Raw genomic sequence first — 21249 nt, 5'->3', positions numbered from 1 at the left:
GAACTCCCAGGATTATGATTTCAATTCGAGCTCGCTCAAACCACTCTCCACAGTTTGAAATTTCTATCAACGCACTTGTCTGGCGCGCAGCACTTTTTGTGCCATCATGCTTTTGGATGAGAGGAGCTCCGGGCTCGCTTCGAGCGAGATGGCTGCGAAAACGGAGCAACCTGCTTTTGCAACACCCAAGGGAGCAGGTTTATCTCCTGCGGCTGCAGATCGGTCGTTACCGCCGGAAGCTTCAGCACGAACTCGCACAACGTAGCGATCTCGTGCGGCTCGCAGTACCGCTCGCTGGTCTCGCTGTCGCCGCCGTGTCCAAGCAGATCGGCACGATCCTCCTTGGTCACCAATTTCTTCTTGAGTTGCGGCCGAACAGATGCCGTACCGCATGAGCCCCCAAGCCCTCCTCCGTTGCGCCGGCGGCTATCAGGGTAGGCTTGAACTCCTTGTAGAAGCGATCGCCCAGCGGCGAGGCACTAGAAGGCGAGTAAAGATCGGGGAAGAGCAGCTTGTAGCCGAGCGCCCTGATCGCTTTGACGTAGGCGACAAAATTCAGCCGGAACACTTCGGGATGCAGCGGAACGTTGCGTTGGGATTGTGAATTCTTGATCCGTCTCTGTTCATTCTTGGCGATATGGATGTAGGGGATCTCGCCATGGTCGAGGATGACATCGTCTACCATAGCGCCACACAATTCTTCGCGGCGACAGCCAGTGTAGTAGATAAGGATCGGCACGAAATAAAGTGCGCAATGGAACACCTGCTGCGGGCCATCCGGCCCCTGCTCGGCTAACGCATCCCAGGCCGCACAATTGTTGAACGGGGGTGTCCGGAAGATCGCTGCCGCCTGGTCGAGAGGCAATTTGGCCCGCGCGTCGCGCGCCCGTTTCTTCTTGCCCTTGGCGCGAAGAGCGGCGAGTTCGATTTCGGCAAGGGCCTCCGCACCTCGCGCGATGGCGTGGCGAAACATCTGGCCGAGGAAGGTCAGATGACGATTGAGGGTATCGCCGCCAATGCCGCGCTTATTCTTGTTGACCGTTAGCGCCTTCTCACGGAGCTCGGCGATTGTCAAATCCTCATCTCGCACCGACTTGCCGTAATGCACGTAGATTTCCGACCGAAGGAAATCGACGAACTTGCCGACGTGGGATTGACGCAAGGAATTCAGGTCCACGACCTTCTGGTCGTGGAGCATGAACTTGACGAACAGTTTGGAGAGGCTTCTCGCCTGCCGCTGGGTCTTGTCGTCCCAGTGGCCGTCCCTTGCGTTCTGCTGGATGACATCTTCTGCGAGGCTCACAAAGTCAGCCATCGCGATGGACGGCACAACTGGATCGCTTTCGGTGTTCGGTGGACCGCGATGGCAAAGATCGCTGTCTACAGCGGACAGCGAGACCTGCTCGCGTGGATCCTTCCAAAGGAGCATGCGGTCCACGAAAGCCTCATCCTCCACTCGCCTGCCGCCATAGCGCCGGTCGGTTTCGGCCAACGCAAGCTTCATCCCGCGGAAGTACGTGCCTTGAGCAACGTTGATGTTCATGGCAGTGGGCCTGGCGCCAACGCCCTCGATCATTCTTCGAAGGATTTGCTCTTTCGGCGGGACCAGCTCGTTGATCCGGAGCATGGTCAGGTGGTTCTGCACCGCCCCGATGTCGGCCTCGGACAAACCATCTGCAGCCATGCAGACCCGATCCTCCGCGCGCACGACGGCGCTGACGCCCTGGGCGTCCAACAGGGCGTAGGCCCAAAACGCGCGCTTGTCGTCCATCAAGGCCTGGTCGACCTGGAAGCCGGGCACGCCTTTCGCGGCAAGCGCGACCCTCTCCAGCTTTGTCAGATGCCGATCAACGACACCATGGAGCATTGTTTCAATCTGGGATCTTGTTAGGTTCGGGTCGTCGCTATCAGCAAGCATCGCGGCATCTTCCAGGATCAAATCAAGCTGAGCCGCCAGTCGACGTGCCACCACGTGGCTTGTCGTTTTCAGGCTCATCAAAAGATGCGGGCGATCCAGGAGACTGGCAAGCGCGCGAGGCACCCGGCGCCGCCAGTAATACACCGCGTCCCGGCGAAAGATGTGGAAAGCCATCTCGAACGACACCCTGTGCAGCAGCGTTGTGTCGCAGAGCTGTGCAGCAGCTCCCCAGCCAGGCCGGTTTCGTCAGCGATTTCAGGCCGGGCGGGCAATCTGGCTGGGGCGGGAGGGATCGAACCTCCGAATGGCGGAATCAAAATCCGCTGCCTTACCGCTTGGCTACGCCCCAATTCCAGGTCCGGAGGGCGCGGAACATAGCCGCAGCCTTCTCGGTCTGGCAACGCCGGTCTACAGAGGGAGTCGGACCATTTCAACTGTTTCTCCCCCTCAATCGGTCATCCGGACGGTTGAGGGAAGCATGGTTTCGTGGGAAGACGGCGCCAATGTTCCCTCGGGGAGTAACGCCATGACCTACCGCGCGCCGATCGACGACATCCTGCTCGCCCTTAACCATGGTGCCGGACTGAAGGCCGCCCTCGCCGCCGGCCATTACGGCGATTTCGACGGCGACATCGCCCAGCCGGTGCTGGAAGAGGCCGGCAAGTTCGCAGGCGACGTGCTGGCGCCGCTCAACCGGGTTGGCGACCAGAACGGCGTCAAGCTCGCGGACGGCAAGGTGACGACCGCGCCGGGCTGGCCCGACGCCTATCAGCGCTGGGCGGCCGCGGGCTGGAACGCGGTGTCGGGCCCGGAAGCGTTCGGCGGCCAGGGCCTGCCGCTCGTGATCAATGCCGCCTGCACCGAGATCTGGAGCGCGTCGAATTCGGCGTTCGGCCTCTGCCCGCTGCTCACGCTCTCCGCGATCGAGGCACTGGACGCCCATGGCAGCGACGAGCTGAAGAAGATCTACCTTGCCAAGCTCGTCTCCGGCGAGTGGACCGGCACGATGCAGCTCACCGAGCCGCAGGCGGGCTCCGATGTCGGCGCACTGCGCACCCGCGCCGAGCGCGCCGGTGACGGCACCTACCGTATCAAGGGCACCAAGATCTTCATCACCTATGGCGACCACGACATGACCGATAACATCGTTCATTTCGTGCTCGCCCGCCTGCCCGATGCACCCGCGGGCACCAAGGGCATCTCGCTGTTCCTGATCCCGAAATTCCTGGTCAATCCCGACGGCTCGCTCGGCGCACGCAACGATATCTATCCCTCTGGAGTCGAGCACAAGCTCGGCATGCACGCCTCCCCGACCTGCACCATGACCATGGGCGACCATGGCGGCGCCATCGGCTATCTGATCGGCGAAGAGAACCAGGGCATGCGATGCATGTTCACGATGATGAACCAGGCCCGGCTCGCGGTCGGCCTCGAAGGCGTCGGCCTTGCCGACCGCGCCTACCAGCAGGCGCTCGCCTATGCCCAGGAACGCCGCCAGGGCCGCGCCGTCGGCAGCAAGAGCGAGGGCTCGGATCAGATCATCGCGCATCCCGACGTCAAGCGCATGCTGATGCAGATGCGCGCCATGACGGCTGCCGCGCGCGCGATCTGCTACGCCACCGCAGTCGCACTCGACATTTCCACGCGCGCGAAGGATCCGAAGGTGCGCAGCGACGCCGCCGCACGCGGCGCGCTCTTGACGCCGATCGCGAAAGCCTTCTCCACCGACATCGGCAACGAGGTCGCCTATCTCGGCGTGCAGGTGCATGGCGGCATGGGCTTCATCGAGGAGACCGGCGCGGCCCAGCATTATCGCGACGCGCGCATCACCGCGATCTATGAGGGCACCAACGGCATCCAGTCGATCGACCTCGTCACCCGCAAGCTCGGGGCCAACGGCGGCGCCTCGGTCTGGGCGCTGCTCGAAGAGCTCTCCGCCATCGTCAAGCAGGTGGAAACCTCCAACGATCCCGCGTTCGGCACCACCGGCGCCAAATTGCGCGATGCGCTCGGCGCCCTCGAGCGCGCGAGCCGCTGGCTGCTCGAGCGCCTCGCCTCGGCGCCGAACGATGCGCTCGCCGGCGCCACGCCTTACCTGCGCCTGTTCGGTGCGACGCTCGGCGGCTGCATGCTCGCCGGCGAAGCGCTCGCCGTGAAAGGCGGCGACGAGGCCGGCGATCCGCAGCGCTACATCGCGCTGGCCCGCTTCTTCGCCGAGAACGTCACGGTCCAGGCACCATCGCTCGAGAAGACCGTGACCGACAGCGCCGAGGCCATCAACGCCGCAGACGCGGTGTTGCTAGGATAGGCGGCACATCATCTTGTAGGGTGGGCGAAGGCGCGAAGCGCCGTGCCCACCATCTCACACTCCGCCGGTGATGGTGGGCACGCTCCGCTTTGCCCACCCTACGGATTCCGCATTTTCCTCCGTCATTCCGGGGCGCGCGAAGCGCGAGCCCGGAATCCATTTCACCGCCTCCGCCCATGGCCCGATACATTCCGCGCCTGCGTGATCCTGACGCACCCCGGAATGACAAGAGCGTGGGAAAGCCGTGAGGGACATTGGGAGCCGGACGGAGATCATGTAAGATAGCGAGGTGTTCGCTGGCGGCAACGTGGCCGCCTCCGCAAGGGACTGCTTGATGACCGGGCACCTCATCGTATCAGACGAAGCCGCAACGCGCGTGATCACGATGCGTCGGCCCGAGAAGAAGAACGCGATCACCGAGGAGATGTATCGCGCGATGAGCGATGCGATCGACACCGCGCAGAACAATCCGAACATCCGCTGCCTCATCATCACCGGCGGCTCGGGCGTGTTCACCGCGGGCCACGATGTCGAGGATTTCCTGAAGCAGGGCACCGCCAATCCCGACGCGGTGCGCACCTCCGGCGCGGTCAAGTTCCTCTATTCGCTGGCGCACAACGTCAAGCCGATCATCGCCGCCGTCGACGGGGTCGCGATCGGCATCGGCACCACCATGCTGTTCCACTGCGACTACGTGCTCGCCAGCAGCACCGCGACCTTCTCGACGCCGTTCATCCATCTGGGGCTGGTGCCCGAGGGCGCCTCGAGCCTGTTGATGCCGCGCACGATGGGGCACCAGCGCGCCTTCGAGATGCTGGTGATGGGCCGCACCATGGACGCCGACGACGCCCGCGTCGCCGGCTTCGTCAACGCGGTGGTGGCTCCGGGCCATACCGAAGCGGAAGCGCGGAAAGTGGCGCGCGAGATCTGCGCGCTGCCGGCCGAGGCGGTCGCAATCGCCCGCAAGCTGATAAAATTGCCGCCGGAGGACATGACCCGGCGCATCGACCAGGAGGCTCATCTGTTCAGCGAGCGGATGCGCTCCAAGGAAGCAGTCTCCGCCTTCAAGGCATTCTTTGCGCGCAAGCAGAATTGAACCGGAACGTCGCAAAATCGTTGCCGCGCTTATCCATATTCGCCTCATGAGAACCCATCACATCCTTGCAGCGCTGGCGCTGCTGGCCGGATTTGTCCTCGCACCTTGCCAGGCTCAAACCGCCTCGCCCGTCGATCTGCGCATCCTCGCGATCAACGATTTCCACGGCTATCTGCGGCCGCCGCCGGGCGGCATCCGGATCAGCGATCCCGACGACAAAGCGAAGAAGATCGTCGTGCCCGCCGGCGGTGCCGAGCACATGGCGACCCTGGTGCGGCAGCTCCGCGAGGGACACAAGAACACGATCTTCGTCGCGGCCGGCGACCTGATCGGCGCGAGCCCGTTCCTGTCGGCGATGTTCCATGACGAGCCGACCATCGAGTCGCTGTCGATGATGGGGCTCGAGGTCGCCTCGGTCGGCAATCACGAATTCGACGAGGGCATGGACGAACTGCGGCGGATGCAGAATGGCGGCTGCCATCCGAACGAGACGTGCCGCGGTCCTCATCCCTTCCCCGGCGCCAAATTCCATTATCTCGCCGCGAGCACCTTCGAGAAGGCCTCCGGCAAGACCGTGTTCCCGCCCTACGAGATCAGACAGTTCGAGGGCATCCAGGTCGCGTTCATCGGGCTGACGCTGAAGGGCACGCCGAACATCATCTCGCCGGCGAGCGCCGCCGGCCTCGAATTCCGCGACGAAGCCGAGACGGTGAATGCGCTCATTCCGGAATTGAAGGCGCGCGGCGTCGAGGCGATCGTGGTGCTGATCCATGAAGGCGGCGTGCCGACCGGCGACTACAACGAATGCCCCGGCATCTCCGGCCCGATCGTCGACATCGTGAAGAAGTTTGATCGCGCGGTCGACGTCGTGATCTCCGGCCACACCCACCAGGCCTATGTCTGCGACATCGACGGCCGGCTTGTCACCTCCGGCGACAAATACGGCACGCTGGTCACCGCGATTGACCTCAAGCTCGATCCCAAGACCCGCGACGTCATCAGCGCCAAGGCCGAGAACACCATCGTCCGCAGCCAGACGCTGGCCAAGGACGCGAGCCAGACCGCGCTGATCGAGGCCTATGACCGGCTGGCCGCACCGATCGCCAACCGTCCGGCAGGCTCGGTGACGGAAACGCTGTCGCGCGTGCCGAACCAGGCAGGCGAAAGCGCGCTCGGTGACATCATCGCCGACGCCCAGCTCGCCGCGACGAGTTCGCCGGAAAAAGGCGGCGCGGTGATTGCCTTCACCAATCCGGGCGGCGTGCGCACCGATATTGCGCGGAGAGAGGACGGCGCCGTCACCTATGCCGACCTGTTCTCGAGCCAGCCGTTCCGCAACCAGCTCATCACGCTGACCCTCACCGGCAAGCAGATCAAGGACACGCTCGAGCAGCAATGGCTCGACCCGAAGCGGCCGCGGATCCTGCAGGTGTCGAAAGGGTTCGCTTACGCATGGGATGCGGGCAAGGGCGACGGCGAGCGCATCATCGCCGAGAAGATGACGCTGAACGGCGCGCCGATCGACCCCGCCGCGACCTATCGGGTGACGGTCAACAATTTCCTGTCGCTCGGCGGCGACGGCTTCACCGTCCTGAAAGAAGGTCAGGCGCCGCTGACCGGCCCCTATGATGTCGATGCCCTCCAGGCCTATTTCCAGGCGAACAGCCCGGTCGGGCCCACGCCGGGCAACCGAATCCAGCGGATCAACTAACCTAAAGGCCCGTAGCCCGGGTGGAGCGTAGCGCAACCCGGGAAAGCCTGCACGATGAGCCGTATGCCGCGCCAAGACCCCGGGTTGCGCTTCGCTCCACCCGGGCCACAAGGCGACGGAGGGCTTTCGCGGTGGGCACTGAGCGCCTAAATAGGGCGTTACTCGCAAGAACGCGCAGCGAATGCGCCGGAAACCTGCATGACCCTTCTTCTGACGCATTCCGCCTGCCTCGACCACCTGACACCATCAGGCCATCCCGAACGCCCCGACCGGTTGCGTGCGGTCGCCGAGGTGCTTGGCGAAGAGCGGTTCGCACCGCTTGCACGCGGCGAAGCGCCGGAAGGCGGCCTCGATTCCGTCATGCTCTGCCATGGCGAGCTTTACGTCGGCGAGCTCCGCCACATCGCTCCGACCTCCGGCCTGGTTTACATCGATGGCGACACCTCGATGTCGCCAGGCACTTGGGAAGCGGTGATGCGCGGCGTAGGCGGCGCGGTTGCGGCCACGGATGCGGTGATGTCGGGCGAACATCCGAATGCTTTCGTCGCGGTTCGGCCGCCCGGCCACCATGCCGAAGCCAGCCGTCCGATGGGCTTCTGCTTCTTCGACAATGCCGCGATCGCCGCGCGCCACGCGCAGCGCAAGTTCGGCATCGGCCGCGTCGCCGTGGTCGATTTCGACGTTCATCACGGCAACGGCACCCAGGACATCTTCTGGGCCGATCCGACCGTGATGTATTGCTCGACGCACCAGATGCCGCTGTTTCCGGGCACCGGCAGCCGCGGCGAGCGCGGCGAGCACGACACCATCGTCAATGCGCCGCTCGCGCCCGAAGATGGCGGCACGCAATTCCGCTCGGCGTTCGACAATTTGATCCTGCCGCAGCTCGAAAAATTCGGCCCCGAGCTCGTCATCATCTCCGCTGGCTTCGACGCGCATTACCGCGATCCGCTCGCCTCGCTCAACCTGAGGGCCGACGACTTCGGCTGGGTGACAAGCAAGCTTCTGGATCTCGCCGACCGGCACGCCGGCGGACGGGTGGTCTCCGTGCTCGAAGGCGGCTATGATCTGCAGGGATTGAAAGAGTCGGTGGCCGCGCATGTCACCGCATTGATGGGCGCGTAAATCGGCGCCACAATACTTCCGCAGAGAATTGCTTGATTCTGCGCTGAGAACGGCGCAGCCGAAAAACGCGAATGGGAACGCGAGTAAATGGCAGAAAACACCACTCAAGTCGAAAATAACAAAGTCGACGTCAAGAAGCTCTCCTTCGAACGCGCGATGGAGGAACTTGAATCGATCGTCAAACGGCTTGAGGACGGCAAGGTGCCACTTGAGGAATCGGTCGCGATTTATGAACGCGGCGAGGCGCTGAAGCGCCGCTGCGAGGAATTATTGCGGCAGGCCGAGGCGCGCGTCGACAAGATCACGACCGATGCCAGCGGCCAGGCTACGGGAACCGAGCCGCTAGACGTGCAATAAGCAGATCACCGCGGGAGCCCTCATAGAGAGGTGAACATCCTGAGGCGGTCCTGGTAGTCTTCCTCCGATTCTCCGGGGACACGGTCCATCTCATAATGTTCCAAACTGAAAGGCGGCATCTCAGACGCCCTTTCGTGGAACACCTCGATGTACTCGGCATGGCGACGTACAAGGCTTTCGATGAGGGTCTTCACGTCGATACTATCGAGAGCGGCAGTTCGCCTCGCCGCCTCGTAGGTTTCATCGCTGATTTCGATCGTATGCATCCGACAATCCTGTTCGCATCCCGCCAATATAGCTGCGAACAGGGAGACTTTGGAGGTCATTCTCATCAGGAGTGGCGAGCCTCTCCGCGCAACAGTGGAGAACAATAAGCGGATTTGCCGCGGTTCTTCCCCACAAGAGGACCGAAATAGCTCTTGGCGCATCGCGCTGGCTGCTATAGTCCCAACCTCATCTGGGGACAGTAAGTGCGCGTTCGGCACCGCCATATCATCTATATCCAGGGATACGATCCGCGCGGCTTGGCGCAGTACTACCGCATGTTCAGGACCGAACTGCGGAAATTCAGCCGTCTCTACCAGCTATCGGCCACCATGAGCCGGCCGAAGGTCGCCGACGATGACGAGATCGCGTCCTGGACCATCGAGACCAAGGCGGCCGACTGGCAGACCCGCACGTCCTACGATTTCCTGCGGTTCGAGGATTTCATCCAGCGCGACCTCGCCGCCCCGATCTGGCGCACCGTGTTTCATGCCCTCTGGATCTACTGGGGGCTGGTCTTCACCGGCACGATTGCGCGGTTCACGCGGGCGAACTGGCGTTTCACGGCGTTCATCACCTATCCGCATGTCGTTCTGCTGCTGGAAGCCTTGTGCGCTGCGGCAGTTGCTTTCGTGTTCGAAAAGGGCCTCAACGCGATCGGCCTCCCCGATCTCTTCAGTGTTGCCGCGGCAACCGCGATCTTCGTGGCCGTGCTCGGCACCATGCTGAAATACACCGAAAACAACACTTACGTGCTCTATCTCCTGTCGGACACGATCTGGACCTGGGAGTTCTCGCATCGACGACGTCCGGAGTGGGACGAGCGCATCGACCGTTTTGCGCGGCACCTCGTCAACGTCGCGCGCACGAGCGACGCCGACGAGATCGTGCTGGTCGGCCACAGCTCGGGATCGTTCCTGGGCACCGAGATTCTTGCGCGAGCGCTGAGGCTCGACCCGTCACTGGGCCGTCACGGCCCCCGCGTGGTGCTGTTCACCATAGGCGGCAATCTTCCGATCGTGGGCTTTCACAAGGTATCGCAGGATTTTCGCGACCATTTGCGGCAATTGGCGCTGGAACCTTCGATCGAATGGATCGATTGCCAGGCCCGCAAGGATGTCATGAACTTCTACCAGTTCGATCCGATCTCGAGTCACGGCATCGAACTCGGCGATACCAGGCGCAATCCGACCATTGTGCCGATCCGCTTCCGCGACATCGTCAAGCCGGAGCACTACAATACCTTCCGCTGGCAGTTCTTCCGGGTGCATTTTCAGTTCGTGATGGCCAATCAGCGCCCGCACCCATACGATTTCTTCATGATCGTATGCGGTCCGGTGCCGCTGAAGGAGCGGATGGCGTTCCCGGAGGCCGCCCTAGAGGTTGCGACCGGCGATCCGGCTGCCCGCGAGCGGGCCTGGCGCCGGATCGAGATGTGCGGCGCGGAGGACACGGCTAGCGGGAATTTGCTAGCGCTGGAACCTTCCGCCCGCCGGCACGGTTAAAAACCCTAGACTTTTCAATTCCCCCGCTTGGGGTCCCCGGGAACCCGGTGGCTGGGCGGCTTGGCTTTGCCGATGGCTTTGGTGTAAAGCTTGCCGTTCTATGGCTGTTTGGGGGCAGCTTGCCGCAGATTTGGCGGCAGCGAATACCTTCGAAAGGCTGACGAAAATGACCGGGACGGATGCAGTTACCAGCGTGATGCATATCACATGGTTCGATCCGGGGTGCATCTAGGCTTTCAAATCAGGCGCCGGCCTGCCAAGGCGGCAACTGGCGTCTGGACTCTCACGGCGCAATCGATGCGCCCCCATCTCCGGTCGGGCTGCTGGCCCTGACCTCAAGAACTGGAATATCGCTGTGACCACATACAGTAAGACGCCGCTTCTCGACACGATCCGCACGCCCGACGACCTACGCCGGCTCAAGGTCGAGCAGTTGCACCAGGTTGCCGACGAACTCCGCCAGGAGACCATCGACGCGGTTTCCGTGACCGGGGGCCATTTCGGAGCAGGTTTGGGCGTGGTCGAGCTGACGACCGCGATCCATTACACCTTCGACACGCCGCGCGACCGGCTGATCTGGGACGTCGGCCACCAGGCCTATCCGCACAAGATCCTGACCGGCCGGCGCGACCGCATCCGCACGCTCCGCACCGGCGGCGGCCTGTCCGGCTTCACCAAGCGCAGCGAGAGCGACTACGATCCGTTCGGCGCCGCCCATTCCTCGACCTCGATCTCCGCCGGCCTCGGCATGGCGGTGGCGCGCGATCTCTCCGGCGGCACCAACAACGTGATCGCCGTGATCGGCGACGGCGCGATGTCGGCGGGCATGGCCTATGAGGCCATGAACAATGCCGGCGCCATGAACTCGCGCCTGATCGTGATCCTGAACGACAACGACATGTCGATCGCCCCGCCGGTCGGTGCGATGAGCGCCTATCTGTCGCGGCTCTATTCCGGCAAGACCTACCGCTCGCTGCGCGAGGCGGCCAAGCAGATCAACAAGCATCTGCCGAAGGTGCTGGCCAACCGCGCCAACCGCGTCGAGGAGTATTCCCGCGGCTTCATGATGGACGGCGGTACGCTGTTCGAGGAACTCGGCTTCTATTATGTCGGCCCGATCGACGGCCATAACCTCGACCATCTGCTGCCCGTCCTGAAGAACGTCCGCGACATGGACACTGGCCCGATCCTGGTCCACGTCGTGACGCAGAAGGGCAAGGGCTATCCGCCGGCGGAAGCTTCCGCCGACAAGTACCACGCCGTGGTCAAGTTCGACGTCGCCACCGGCACCCAGGCCAAGGCCAAGCCGAATGCGCCGGCCTACCAGAACGTGTTCGGCCAGAGCCTCGTCAAGGAAGCCCAGAAGGACGACAAGGTCGTCGGCATCACCGCCGCGATGCCGTCCGGCACCGGCATCGACATCTTCAACAAGGCGTTCCCGAACCGCACCTTCGACGTCGGCATCGCCGAGCAGCATGCCGTGACCTTCGCAGCCGGCCTCGCCGCCGAAGGCTACAAGCCGTTCTGCGCGATCTACTCGACCTTCCTGCAGCGCGGCTACGACCAGGTGGTCCATGACGTCGCGATCCAGAGCCTGCCGGTCCGCTTCGCGATCGACCGCGCGGGCCTCGTCGGCGCCGACGGCGCCACCCATGCCGGCTCCTTCGACAACGCCTATCTCGGCTGCCTGCCGAACTTCGTCATCATGGCGGCCTCCGACGAGGCCGAGCTCGTGCACATGGTCGCAACGCAGGTGGCGATCAACGACCGCCCGAGCGCGTTGCGCTATCCCCGCGGCGAAGGCCGCGGCGTCGAAATGCCCGAAGTCGGCATTCCCCTCGAGATCGGCAAGGGCCGCATCATCCGCCAAGGCAAGAAGGTCGCCCTGCTCTCCTTCGGCACCCGCCTCGCCGAATGCGAGAAGGCCGCCGACGAGCTGGCGGCGCACGGCCTCTCCGCCACGATCGCAGATGCGCGCTTCATGAAGCCGCTCGACGAAGAGATGATCCTGAAGCTCGCACGCGAGCATGAGATCCTGATCGCGATCGAGGAAGGTTCGATCGGCGGCTTCGGCTCGCATGTGATGCAGCTCCTCGCCGAGCACGGCATGCTCGACGGCGGTCTGCGCATGCGTTCGATGGTGCTGCCCGACGTGTTCCTCGATCACGACACGCCGGCGGCGATGTATGCCCACGCAGGCCTCGACGCCAAGAGCATCGTCGCCAAGGTGTTCGAGACCCTCGGCAAGGATTTCAAGACCGAGACCGTCAAGCTCGCCTGACCTCAGGCTTCCCGCGGATTCCGCGATGAAAATCTATCTGGCAGGTCCTGACGTGTTCCTGCCGGATGCTATTGAGATCGGACGGCGCAAGGCTGAACTTTGCGCGCGTCACGGTCTGAATGGCCTCTACCCGCTCGACAACGCGGTCGATCTGTCGGCGCCCGATGCTTCCGTCGTCATCTTCAAGGGCAACGAAGCGATGATGGAGGCAGCCGATGCCGTCATCGCCAATTTGACGCCGTTTCGTGGCCCCAGTGCCGACGCAGGCACCGTCTATGAGCTCGGCTACATGGCGGGGCGCGGCAAATTGTGCTTCGGCTATTCCAACGACCCCGCGTCATATGCAACTCGCGTGGCGCGCCTATATGAAGTGACGACGTTGCCCGACGGCCGCTTGGCCGATGGACAAGGCCTCACTGTGGAAGAGTTTGGCTTGCCCGACAATCTGATGATGATGCACGCCCTCGACCTGCACGGCTGCCCGCTCGTGACGCCGAAGGCTGCGCCTGCGGATATCTGGCACGACCTCACCTGCTTCGAGGCCTGTGTCCGCCTTGCCGCGGACCATGGGCGAAGGACGGGTTGAAGCTGATGAAGAAGAGTGAAAGCGAGCAGGCCCCGCGCAAGCGCGCGGATGTGCTGCTGGTCGAGCGCGGCCTGTTCGAGAGCCGGGCGCGGGCGCGGGCCGCGATCGAAGCCGGGCTCGTGATCGCCGACGGCAAGCAGGTCTCCAAACCCTCCGATACGCTTGCGGCTGACGCCACGCTGTCGGCGGAGCCTGCGCACCCCTATGTCTCGCGCGGCGGCGTGAAGCTGGCCGGCGCGCTGGAGCAATACCCTGTAGACATCGAAGGTCATGTCTGCCTCGATGTCGGTACCTCGACCGGCGGCTTCACCGAGGTGCTGCTCGCCAACGGCGCAAGCCTGGTGTTTGCGATCGATGTCGGGCACGGCCAATTGCATCCGTCGCTGCGCGACCATCCCAGGGTGGTGTCGATGGAAGAGACCGATATCCGCTCCTTCGAGGGCAAGCGCCTGCCGGCGCGGCCGGATATCGTCGTCATCGACGTCAGCTTCATCTCGCTGAAGCTGGTATTGCCGGTGGCGCTGTCGCTGGCGGCAGCGCCGATGCACCTGCTCGCGCTGATCAAGCCGCAATTCGAGGCGCAGCGAAAGCATCTCAAGCACGGCATCATCCGCAACGCCATGGTGCATCAGGAAATCTGCGACGACATCGCAGCCTTTGCGGCGGCGCAGGGCTGCACGGATATCCAGGTCTTTCCGTCCCCGATCACCGGCGGCGACGGCAACATCGAATTCTTCCTCGGCGCGCGCCGTGGCTGAACGGCTGGTGATCGACCATGTCGGCCATCGTGGCGACGGTGTCGCGATGGAGGGCGGCCAGGCGATCTACGTTCCTTACGCGCTCGCCGGCGAGGCGGTCGAGGTTGCCACCGTCCCCGGCCATCCCGACCGGCGTCGGCTGCTCCAGGTCGAACGCGCCAGTCCCGAGCGCATCGCGCCGTTCTGCCCGCATTTCGGGATTTGCGGCGGCTGCGCGATCCAGCACTGGGATAATGAAAGCTACCGTGCCTGGAAGCGCGACCTCGTCGTCGAGGCGCTGGCGCAGGCCAAGGTTGCGGCCGAGGTCGCCCCGCTGATCGACGCCCACGGCCTCGGGCGCCGCCGCATCACGCTTCACGCGCGGATGGGCACGCATGAAGTGCTCAAGGTCGGCTTCGCCGCGGCAAGCTCGCACGACATCATCCCCGTCGATCGTTGTCCGATCCTCGATCCCGGCTTGAGCGGCGCGCTCGACGCTGCCTGGGCGATCGCCGAGCCGTTGATCTCGATGGGCAAGCCGCTCGACATCCAGGTGACCTCGACCCTCAATGGTCTCGATGTCGACGTTCGCGGCTCGGGCGCCCTGCCCTCGACGATGATCGCCGCACTGTCGCGCATCGCCGAACAGCATCGCCTGGCGCGGCTGACACGGCATGGCGAGTTGGTGCTGATGCGCGCGCCTCCCACGGTGACGATCGGAACGGCCGAGGTGATCCTGCCGCCGGGCTCGTTCCTGCAAGCGACCGTCGCCGGCGAGGAGACCTTGGCGCGGCTCGTCGGCGATCACTGCCAGCGCGCCAAGCATATCGCCGACCTGTTCTGCGGTGTCGGCCCGTTCGCCCTGCGCCTGGCGGCGAAATCGCGGATCGCCGCCTTCGACAGCGACGCCGGCGCGGTTGCGAGCCTGCAGAAAGCCGCAACCTCGACGCCGGGCTTGAAGCCAGTCAAGAGCGAGCCGCGCGATCTGTTCCGCCGCCCACTGGTGCCGCAGGAATTGCGCGACTTTGACGCAGTCGTGTTCGATCCCCCGCGCCAGGGCGCACAGGCGCAAGCAACACAGCTTGCCGCAAGCAAGGTGCCCACCGTGGTCGCGGTGTCCTGCAACGCCGCGACCTTCGCCCGCGACGCCAAGATCCTGATCGACGGCGGCTACACGATCGAAGGCGTCACCCCTGTCGACCAGTTCCGCCACACACCGCACGTCGAACTCGTCGCACGGTTCACACGCAAGCGCTGACAGCAGTAGCCAAATCGCATCACGCTTGGAGATGCCAGTTGATGTGCCCTCGCCCCTTGTGGGAGAGGGCAGCTCCGATGCCAGCCAAGAACTCGTTTGGGTGAGGGGTTCTCTCCACGGGCCCGCTCGCTCGTGGAGAGAACCCCTCATCCGACGCGCATTGCATGCACGCCACCTTCTCCCACAAGGGGGAGAAGGGAAGAAATGCCGCGGGCTCCTTTGCGTAGTAGCAGAACGAACTCTTGACCTCGGTCAACGGCCCCGGCTCCCGGTTGCGCTAACTGCTTCCGTGCGAAATCTGGTTGGAAGCGGGTCGATGCTCATCGATAGACGACAGATCTTCGGAACCGCGCTTGGGCTTGGCGCGGCGGCGATCATAGGCCCGTCGTCGCAGGCAGGAGCAGCAGCAATGACGTATGAGGAGGCGGCCGGCATCGTCAGAGCGCCGTTGCGGTCCACGCCGCGAAACCGAGAACTCGTGCGCTTTGCGAGCCTGGCAGCCAACAGCCACAACACGCAGCCCTGGACCTTCACCGCGGCTGCCGACAGAATCGTCATTGCGCCGGACTTCACGCGGAGATGCGCCGTGGTCGATCCGGACGACCACCATCTCTTCGTCAGCCTGGGATGCGCCGCGGAAAACCTCGTGCTGGCAGCCTCGATGCTTGGACTCAAGGCGAATGCGGTCGCCGAGGGCGACGAGATCGTGATCGATCTGGAAGCAGCCCCCTCCTCGCGCTCGCCGCTCGCCGAGGCGATCACGGTTCGCCAGAGCAGCCGCACGATCTATGACGGCAAGCCCGTTTCACCCGAGACGCTGCGCCTGCTGGAGAGCGCATGTCGGGAGCCCGGCGTCTCGACCATCATGATAAGCGGCCGGGCCGGGATCGCAGACGTCGCCGATTACGTCGTTCAGGGCAACTCGGCACAGATGCGCGACAAGGCATTCATGGACGAACTGCGACGCTGGCTGCGCTTCAGCGAAGCCGACGCCATGGCGAGGATGGACGGACTGTTCTCGCGCTGCTCCGGAAATCCCGCGCTGCCCGCGTGGATTGCCCGACCGCTTCTCGGCTTCTTCCTGACCGAAGAGGGAGAGAACAAGAAGTACCGCGAGCAGATCGTAAGTTCAGCGGGTGTCGTCGTCCTTGCATCCGATGCCAGCGACAAGGCTCACTGGATCGCGGTCGGCCGCGCCTGCCAGCGTTTCGGACTGCAGGCGACCGCGCTCGGACTGAAATATGCGTTCGTCAATCAACCGGTCGAGGTGGCCGCAGTCCGCTCGCAATTCGCTGCGGTCATGGGGCTTGGCGAGCGGCGCCCGGACATCATCATGCGCTTCGGCACAGGCCCCGCCCTGCCGAACTCGCTGCGCCGTGCACCCGAACAGGTGATGCGCGAGGCGTCATAGAATCGTAGGGTGGGCAAAGCGCAGCGTGCCCACCGTTCTTGCACCGAACGTGGATGGTGGGCACGCTGCGCTTCGCCCACCCTGCGGAAGAAAACCTACCTTCCCCACCGATCCTGCCAGATCTTTTCCCCGATCATGCAGCTCACGCGCGGCTCCTTTTCGGCCACCGGCACGATCTTGCGCTCCGGCGTGCGGCCGGCGACCTCCATCAGCAGCTTGGTGCGGATCGCTTCCTTGAATTTTTCACGCTCCTTGATCGTCACCACGAAAGAGCCGGGACCGCCGATCACGCAGTCCTCGTAATATTGATCGAGATTGTCGATATCCATGGTGGAATAGGACGGCTCCTTCACCATGATCGGCAGGCCGTTGATGACGATGCCCTTCTCCAGCGCCGCGTCGCGCGCGGTCGAGACCGGCGCGCCGTTGTTGTTGGGGCCGTCGCCGGAAATGTCGATCACGCGCCTGAGGCCGCGATACGGATCTTCGTCGAACAGCGGCACCGCGAAATTGATCGCACCCGAGATCGAGGTCCGCGACGCCCGGCGGATCGGCGTCTTCATGATCTCGGCGGCAACGGCATCGGCGGTTTCCGGGCCGTCGATCAGCCGCCAGGGGATGATGATCTTCTGATCAGAGGAAGCGGCCCATTCGAAATAGGTCACCGAGATCTTGCCGTTCGGACCGGCCTTCAGTGCCTGCAGGAATTCCTTCGATACGATTGCCTGCGCGTAGCCCTCGCGCTGGATCGCGAGTTCGTCCATGTCCATGGAATAGGAGACGTCGACGGCCAGTATCAGTTCGACATCGACGGTGGGGTTCGCGTCCTTCTCCGCCACCGGGCGGGTGCCCTGGTTGCCCGGCCCGGGCGCGGCGATGCCGGCCCCATCGCCGCCGACAAGCCAGCCTGCGACAAGGACAACCCCGATCGAGACATACCAGCGCATGAGCTGCCCTCCCGTCGAACGTCAACAATGGTGACACGCAAACTGCGCCGCGCAAAGGGCGAACATCATTTGTCCTTCACATTCAGGTTAGCCTTCCGTCCAAATCTAAAGCTTGGCCTTGTGCTTGCCCCGATTTTGGCGAGGTTTTGTCGTTTGCCCGCGATCGTCCCGCTCCTGCAAGGAGCCTGTGCAAAAACCGCCGGTTCCGGGATTGCCGGGAAGGCGATATTCTTTTCTGTTCGCAGAGCAGCAGGAAGTGCCGCGCCATGAGCGACACCGTCACCACCCCGAAAACCAAGGTCAAGACCAAGGTCGAACGGCCGCGCCTGCACAAGGTTATCCTGATCAACGACGATTACACGCCGCGCGAATTCGTCGTCACCGTGCTGAAGGCGGAATTCCGCATGACCGAGGACCAGGCCTTTAAGGTGATGCTCACCGCACACCAGCGCGGCGTCTGCGTGGTTGCGGTCTTCACCAAAGATGTCGCCGAGACAAAGGCGACACGCGCCACCGATGCCGGCCGCGCCAAGGGCTATCCGCTGTTGTTTACGACCGAGCCGGAGGAATAGCTTGCTGCCAGCCGCAGACGTAGCCCGGGTGGAGCGCAGCGCAACCCGGGAAATCCTCAGCGTGCTGAGAGAGCCCATCCCGGGTTGCGCTTCGCTCCACCCGGGCTACGAATGAATTTGCGACGCATCGCCCGCCAGGCCATAGACGCGCTGGGCCTTTGAGAAGCCTGCGATCGGAAATTCGCCGAGATCATCCCAGCCGCCGCGGCAGATGCCGGCGAAGCCTTCGGAGGCCACGACGGTGCGGCCGAGCCGGCCGGCGATCTTCTCCAGTCGCGCGGCAAGATTCACCGCAGGGCCAATGCAGGTGAAGTCGAGCCGGTTGCCGCCGCCGATATTGCCATAGAGAATTGTTCCGACATGCAGCGCAACGCCGAAACGGAAGCGCTCGACGACGTCGCCGACCGGATACCGCAGCGCCTCGACGCTGGCCCGCATGTCCTGCGCGGCTTCCAACACATGCGAACAGACCTGTTGCGCATCCCCGACATACTCGTCGATCGGGAAAACCGCGAGCAATCCATCGCCCATATATTTCAGCACCTCGCCATCATGGGCGCGGATCGAGGCGACCTGGCAGTCGAAATAGCGGTTGAGCATGTCGACGACGGTCTCGGCCGGTAGCCGATCCGATAACGCGGTGAAGCCGCGCAGGTCCGATAGCCAGATCGCCGCGTGCATGGTCTCTCCATGCCCGCGCCGGATCTGACCATCGAGGATGCGCGCACCCGCGCGGTTGCCGACATAAGTGTCGAGCAAGGTCGCGGCGACGCGGCGCAGGCCGATCACCTCGATCAGACGCGTCAGCGCCGGCAGGACCGAGCGCAGTGCCGCGAGCTGCTCGTCGGTGAAACCGCCAACCTGCCTGGTGGTCCAACTGGAAGCATGCGTGCGGCCATCGATGAATTGCAGCGGGATCGCCACATAGTCGGTCACGCCTTCCGCGCGCATGTCGTCGAGGAACGGAAATCGCCGGCTTTCGGGATCGTCGGTGCGGCACCGCACCTCCTTGGCCTCGCCAAAGACAATCGCAAGCGGGCTCGCGATGAACTCCGGCGTTTGCCTGATGTCGAAGTCAACCGAGCGGATGACGACGGCCTCACCGGGCTTCCAGATGAAGTTGCGCCCATAGATTTCGGGATGCAGCGTCCGGATGAAGAATCCGACCCGCCACAGCGGGATGCCGGCTGCAACCAGGCGCCCGCACAGTTCGGAGATCATGTCGGTGACAACAGGGGTCGACCTTGCACCGTCGATCAGCCAGTCCGCGATCCCCCTGATGTCGATCTGCATCACGGCCTCTGTCTTGTCAGGTTCTATCCAACCTGTCCCCGGTGCCGCAGGAAATGATCGGCGAGCACGCAGGCCATCATTGCCTCGCCCACCGGCACGGCGCGAATGCCGACGCAGGGGTCGTGGCGGCCCTTGGTCATGATATCGGTGTCGGTGCCGCTGCGGTCCACGGTCAGCCGCGGCGACAGGATCGAGGAGGTCGGCTTCACCGCAAAACGTACCACCACCGGCTGGCCGGTGGAGATGCCGCCCAGGATGCCGCCGGCGTTGTTGGACAGGAAACGTACGCCGTTATTGCCGGTGCGCATCTCGTCGGCGTTCTCCTCGCCCGACAATTTGGCCGCGCCGAACCCGGCGCCGATCTCGACGCCCTTCACCGCATTGATGCTCATCATCGCGGCCGCCAGCTCGCTATCGAGCTTGGCGTAGATCGGCGCGCCGAGCCCGGGCGGCACGCCCTCGGCCACGACCTCGATCACCGCGCCGATCGAAGAGCCCTTCTTCCTGATGCCATCGAGATAGTCTTCGAAGAACGCCGCCTTGTCCTTGTCCGGGCAGAAGAACGGGTTACAGCCAATCTCGTCCCAATCCCACTTGTCGCGATCGATCTTGTGCGGGCCCATCTGCACCAGCGCGCCGCGGATCTTGATCTCCGGCAGGACCTTTCGCGCGATCGCGCCGGCGGCGACGCGGGTCGCGGTCTCGCGCGCCGAGGAGCGGCCGCCACCGCGATAATCGCGCAGGCCGTATTTGGCCTCATAGGTGAAGTCGGCATGGCCGGGGCGGAACTTGTCCTTGATCTCGGAATAGTCCTTCGAGCGCTGATCGGTGTTCTCGATCAGGAGGCCGATCGGCGTGCCCGTCGTCACCTGCACGCCGGTCTCCGGATGGGCCATCACGCCGGACAGGATCTTCACCACATCCGGCTCCTGGCGCTGGGTGGTGAAGCGGGACTGCCCCGGGCGGCGGCGGTCGAGATCGCGCTGGATGTCCTCAACCGTCAGCGGGATCAGCGGCGGACAGCCGTCGACCACGCAGCCGATCGCGACCCCGTGGCTCTCGCCAAAGGTCGTGACACGGAACAAATGGCCGAAGGTGTTATGGGACATTCGTCGCCTAACTCGTAAGTCAATACTGACTTGTCGTAACGCGTGGGGACACCACGGTCAAACGCGGCAGGCTGTCATTCCGGGGCGATGCAAAGCATCGAACCCGGAATCTCGAGATTCCGGGTTCGGTCCTGCGGACCGCCCCGGAATGACCGCTCAATTACGAGCGCCTTAACTATACTTCACCAGCCCGCCGTCGCGAAACACATAGACGGCGCCCTGCTCGATGTAGAGGTCCGCGGCGCTATCAGGGGTTTCGATCCCGAGCGACACCATCAGGGCGCGGCAGGTGCCGCCATGGGCCACAGTGACGGTGTCGGCCAGGAGCGAGTCGTACCAGTCGCGCACCCGAAGCTGCACCGCGGCGTAGGTCTCGCCGCCCTCGGGCGCCATCGTCCACTTCGCGGTCTGGCGCTTGGCGTAGAGTTCGGGATCGGCGAGTCGCATCTCCGCCAGCGTCGAGCCTTCCCAGACACCGTAGCCGATCTCGCGCAACCGGTCGTCGAGCGAATAATCCCCGGGCGGCAATTCCAGCGCGCGGCGCGCCAGCTCCATGGTCTGGCGCGCCCGTCCGAGCGGACTCGAAACGTAGGGCAGCGATGCCCTGTCATATCCGTCGCGCGTGAGCAGGTCGGCGAGCACATGGCCGGCATGGGACGCTTGCGCGCGCCCGCGATCGTTCAGCGGAATATCCAGGGTGCCCTGAAGCCGGCCTTCCGCGTTCCATGCCGTCTCGCCATGGCGGATGTAGTAGATTGTTGGCATTGCTAT

General features: G+C 63.9%; 19 protein-coding genes and 1 tRNA gene. 12 read left to right on the top strand and 8 right to left on the bottom strand.

Going from position 1 to position 21249, the window contains the following annotated elements:
* Positions 1-104 precede the first annotated feature (104 nt).
* The 3 genes from OZ411_RS22345 to OZ411_RS22335 form a co-directional block, all read right to left on the bottom strand.
* Entirely contained in the window at positions 105-350 is a 246-nt protein-coding gene (locus OZ411_RS22345; RefSeq protein ID WP_282529669.1) for a hypothetical protein, read from the bottom strand.
* Positions 347-2092 (bottom strand): DUF6538 domain-containing protein, encoded by a 1746-nt coding sequence (locus tag OZ411_RS22340; protein WP_282529668.1) that lies wholly within the window; start codon positions 2090-2092, stop codon positions 347-349. Before OZ411_RS22340 ends, OZ411_RS22345 begins: the two co-directional genes overlap by 4 nt.
* Before the next feature lie 100 nt (positions 2093-2192).
* Positions 2193-2267 (bottom strand) — tRNA-Gln (locus OZ411_RS22335).
* Positions 2268-2444: 177 nt separating this feature from the next.
* Here OZ411_RS22335 and OZ411_RS22330 point away from each other — a divergent pair.
* From OZ411_RS22330 to OZ411_RS22310, 5 genes are all read left to right on the top strand, one after another.
* Positions 2445-4226, top strand: a complete 1782-nt coding sequence (locus OZ411_RS22330) for an acyl-CoA dehydrogenase (RefSeq protein WP_282529667.1) — start codon at positions 2445-2447, stop codon at positions 4224-4226.
* Positions 4227-4560: 334 nt separating this feature from the next.
* Positions 4561-5322 carry a crotonase/enoyl-CoA hydratase family protein gene (locus OZ411_RS22325; RefSeq protein ID WP_282529666.1) on the top strand — a complete coding sequence of 254 codons (762 nt, stop codon included), beginning with the start codon at positions 4561-4563 and terminating at the stop codon, positions 5320-5322.
* A 46-nt stretch (positions 5323-5368) separates the two neighbouring features.
* On the top strand, positions 5369-7033 hold the full coding sequence (locus OZ411_RS22320; RefSeq protein ID WP_282529665.1) for a bifunctional metallophosphatase/5'-nucleotidase: 1665 nt from the start codon (positions 5369-5371) through the stop codon (positions 7031-7033).
* A gap of 198 nt (positions 7034-7231) precedes the next feature.
* Positions 7232-8158 (top strand): histone deacetylase family protein, encoded by a 927-nt coding sequence (locus OZ411_RS22315; protein WP_282529664.1) that lies wholly within the window; start codon positions 7232-7234, stop codon positions 8156-8158.
* A gap of 87 nt (positions 8159-8245) precedes the next feature.
* Positions 8246-8515 (top strand): exodeoxyribonuclease VII small subunit, encoded by a 270-nt coding sequence (locus tag OZ411_RS22310; protein WP_028168306.1) that lies wholly within the window; start codon positions 8246-8248, stop codon positions 8513-8515.
* A 20-nt stretch (positions 8516-8535) separates the two neighbouring features.
* Here OZ411_RS22310 and OZ411_RS22305 read toward each other — a convergent pair whose 3' ends face one another.
* Positions 8536-8781 carry a hypothetical protein gene (locus tag OZ411_RS22305; RefSeq protein WP_130582750.1) on the bottom strand — a complete coding sequence of 82 codons (246 nt, stop codon included), beginning with the start codon at positions 8779-8781 and terminating at the stop codon, positions 8536-8538.
* Between the two features lie 204 nt (positions 8782-8985).
* On the opposite strand from OZ411_RS22305, the gene OZ411_RS22300 reads away from it, so the two are divergent.
* From OZ411_RS22300 to OZ411_RS22275, 6 genes are all read left to right on the top strand, one after another.
* Positions 8986-10284 carry a hypothetical protein gene (locus OZ411_RS22300; RefSeq protein WP_282529663.1) on the top strand — a complete coding sequence of 433 codons (1299 nt, stop codon included), beginning with the start codon at positions 8986-8988 and terminating at the stop codon, positions 10282-10284.
* A gap of 355 nt (positions 10285-10639) precedes the next feature.
* Positions 10640-12565 carry a 1-deoxy-D-xylulose-5-phosphate synthase gene (gene dxs / locus OZ411_RS22295; RefSeq protein WP_282529662.1) on the top strand — a complete coding sequence of 642 codons (1926 nt, stop codon included), beginning with the start codon at positions 10640-10642 and terminating at the stop codon, positions 12563-12565.
* A 25-nt stretch (positions 12566-12590) separates the two neighbouring features.
* Positions 12591-13151, top strand: a complete 561-nt coding sequence (locus OZ411_RS22290) for a nucleoside 2-deoxyribosyltransferase (RefSeq protein WP_282529661.1) — start codon at positions 12591-12593, stop codon at positions 13149-13151.
* Positions 13152-13156: 5 nt separating this feature from the next.
* Positions 13157-13909, top strand: coding sequence for a TlyA family RNA methyltransferase (locus OZ411_RS22285; protein WP_282529660.1), 753 nt, complete (start codon positions 13157-13159; stop codon positions 13907-13909).
* Entirely contained in the window at positions 13902-15146 is a 1245-nt protein-coding gene (locus OZ411_RS22280) for a methyltransferase (protein ID WP_282529659.1), read from the top strand. Before OZ411_RS22285 ends, OZ411_RS22280 begins: the two co-directional genes overlap by 8 nt.
* A 316-nt stretch (positions 15147-15462) precedes the next feature.
* Positions 15463-16557: a Tat pathway signal protein gene (locus OZ411_RS22275; protein ID WP_282529658.1), complete on the top strand. Its 1095-nt coding sequence runs from the start codon at positions 15463-15465 to the stop codon at positions 16555-16557.
* A gap of 95 nt (positions 16558-16652) precedes the next feature.
* On the opposite strand, the gene OZ411_RS22270 is transcribed toward OZ411_RS22275, so the two are convergent.
* A complete protein-coding gene (locus OZ411_RS22270; RefSeq protein ID WP_130582389.1) occupies positions 16653-17504 on the bottom strand; it encodes a DUF1194 domain-containing protein in 852 nt (283 codons plus the stop codon).
* 266 nt (positions 17505-17770) lie between these two features.
* Between OZ411_RS22270 and clpS the strand changes: the two genes are divergently transcribed.
* Positions 17771-18076, top strand: a complete 306-nt coding sequence (gene clpS / locus OZ411_RS22265; RefSeq protein WP_130582388.1) for an ATP-dependent Clp protease adapter ClpS — start codon at positions 17771-17773, stop codon at positions 18074-18076.
* A gap of 105 nt (positions 18077-18181) precedes the next feature.
* On the opposite strand, the gene OZ411_RS22260 is transcribed toward clpS, so the two are convergent.
* The 3 genes from OZ411_RS22260 to OZ411_RS22250 all read right to left on the bottom strand — a co-directional run bounded on the left by OZ411_RS22260 (position 18182) and on the right by OZ411_RS22250 (position 21249).
* The gene (locus tag OZ411_RS22260) at positions 18182-19372 is read right to left on the bottom strand and encodes an adenylate/guanylate cyclase domain-containing protein (protein ID WP_282529657.1); all 1191 of its coding nucleotides are present in this window, start codon (positions 19370-19372) and stop codon (positions 18182-18184) included.
* Between the two features lie 20 nt (positions 19373-19392).
* Positions 19393-20478 (bottom strand): chorismate synthase, encoded by a 1086-nt coding sequence (gene aroC / locus OZ411_RS22255; protein ID WP_282529656.1) that lies wholly within the window; start codon positions 20476-20478, stop codon positions 19393-19395.
* Positions 20479-20649: 171 nt separating this feature from the next.
* Positions 20650-21249, bottom strand: a complete 600-nt coding sequence (locus OZ411_RS22250) for a histidine phosphatase family protein (RefSeq protein WP_282529684.1) — start codon at positions 21247-21249, stop codon at positions 20650-20652.

This window comes from Bradyrhizobium sp. Arg237L (genome assembly GCF_029990105.1).
Taxonomy (GTDB): domain Bacteria; phylum Pseudomonadota; class Alphaproteobacteria; order Rhizobiales; family Xanthobacteraceae; genus Bradyrhizobium.
The sequence above is the reverse complement of the archived record's forward strand: the minus strand, read 5'-3'. Positions and strand labels throughout refer to the sequence as shown.

Excerpts from the sequence above, each read along its gene's own strand:
- OZ411_RS22340 (WP_282529668.1), bottom strand. The coding sequence starts at position 2,092 with ATGGCTTTCCACATCTTTCGCCGGGACGCGGTGTATTACTGGCGGCGC.
- OZ411_RS22330 (WP_282529667.1), top strand. The coding sequence starts at position 2,445 with ATGACCTACCGCGCGCCGATCGACGACATCCTGCTCGCCCTTAACCAT.
- OZ411_RS22325 (WP_282529666.1), top strand. The coding sequence starts at position 4,561 with ATGACCGGGCACCTCATCGTATCAGACGAAGCCGCAACGCGCGTGATC.
- OZ411_RS22320 (WP_282529665.1), top strand. The coding sequence starts at position 5,369 with ATGAGAACCCATCACATCCTTGCAGCGCTGGCGCTGCTGGCCGGATTT.
- OZ411_RS22315 (WP_282529664.1), top strand. The coding sequence starts at position 7,232 with ATGACCCTTCTTCTGACGCATTCCGCCTGCCTCGACCACCTGACACCA.
- OZ411_RS22310 (WP_028168306.1), top strand. The coding sequence starts at position 8,246 with ATGGCAGAAAACACCACTCAAGTCGAAAATAACAAAGTCGACGTCAAG.
- OZ411_RS22305 (WP_130582750.1), bottom strand. The coding sequence starts at position 8,781 with ATGCATACGATCGAAATCAGCGATGAAACCTACGAGGCGGCGAGGCGA.
- OZ411_RS22290 (WP_282529661.1), top strand. The coding sequence starts at position 12,591 with ATGAAAATCTATCTGGCAGGTCCTGACGTGTTCCTGCCGGATGCTATT.
- OZ411_RS22285 (WP_282529660.1), top strand. The coding sequence starts at position 13,157 with ATGAAGAAGAGTGAAAGCGAGCAGGCCCCGCGCAAGCGCGCGGATGTG.
- OZ411_RS22275 (WP_282529658.1), top strand. The coding sequence starts at position 15,463 with ATGCTCATCGATAGACGACAGATCTTCGGAACCGCGCTTGGGCTTGGC.
- OZ411_RS22270 (WP_130582389.1), bottom strand. The coding sequence starts at position 17,504 with ATGCGCTGGTATGTCTCGATCGGGGTTGTCCTTGTCGCAGGCTGGCTT.
- clpS (WP_130582388.1), top strand. The coding sequence starts at position 17,771 with ATGAGCGACACCGTCACCACCCCGAAAACCAAGGTCAAGACCAAGGTC.
- aroC (WP_282529656.1), bottom strand. The coding sequence starts at position 20,478 with ATGTCCCATAACACCTTCGGCCATTTGTTCCGTGTCACGACCTTTGGC.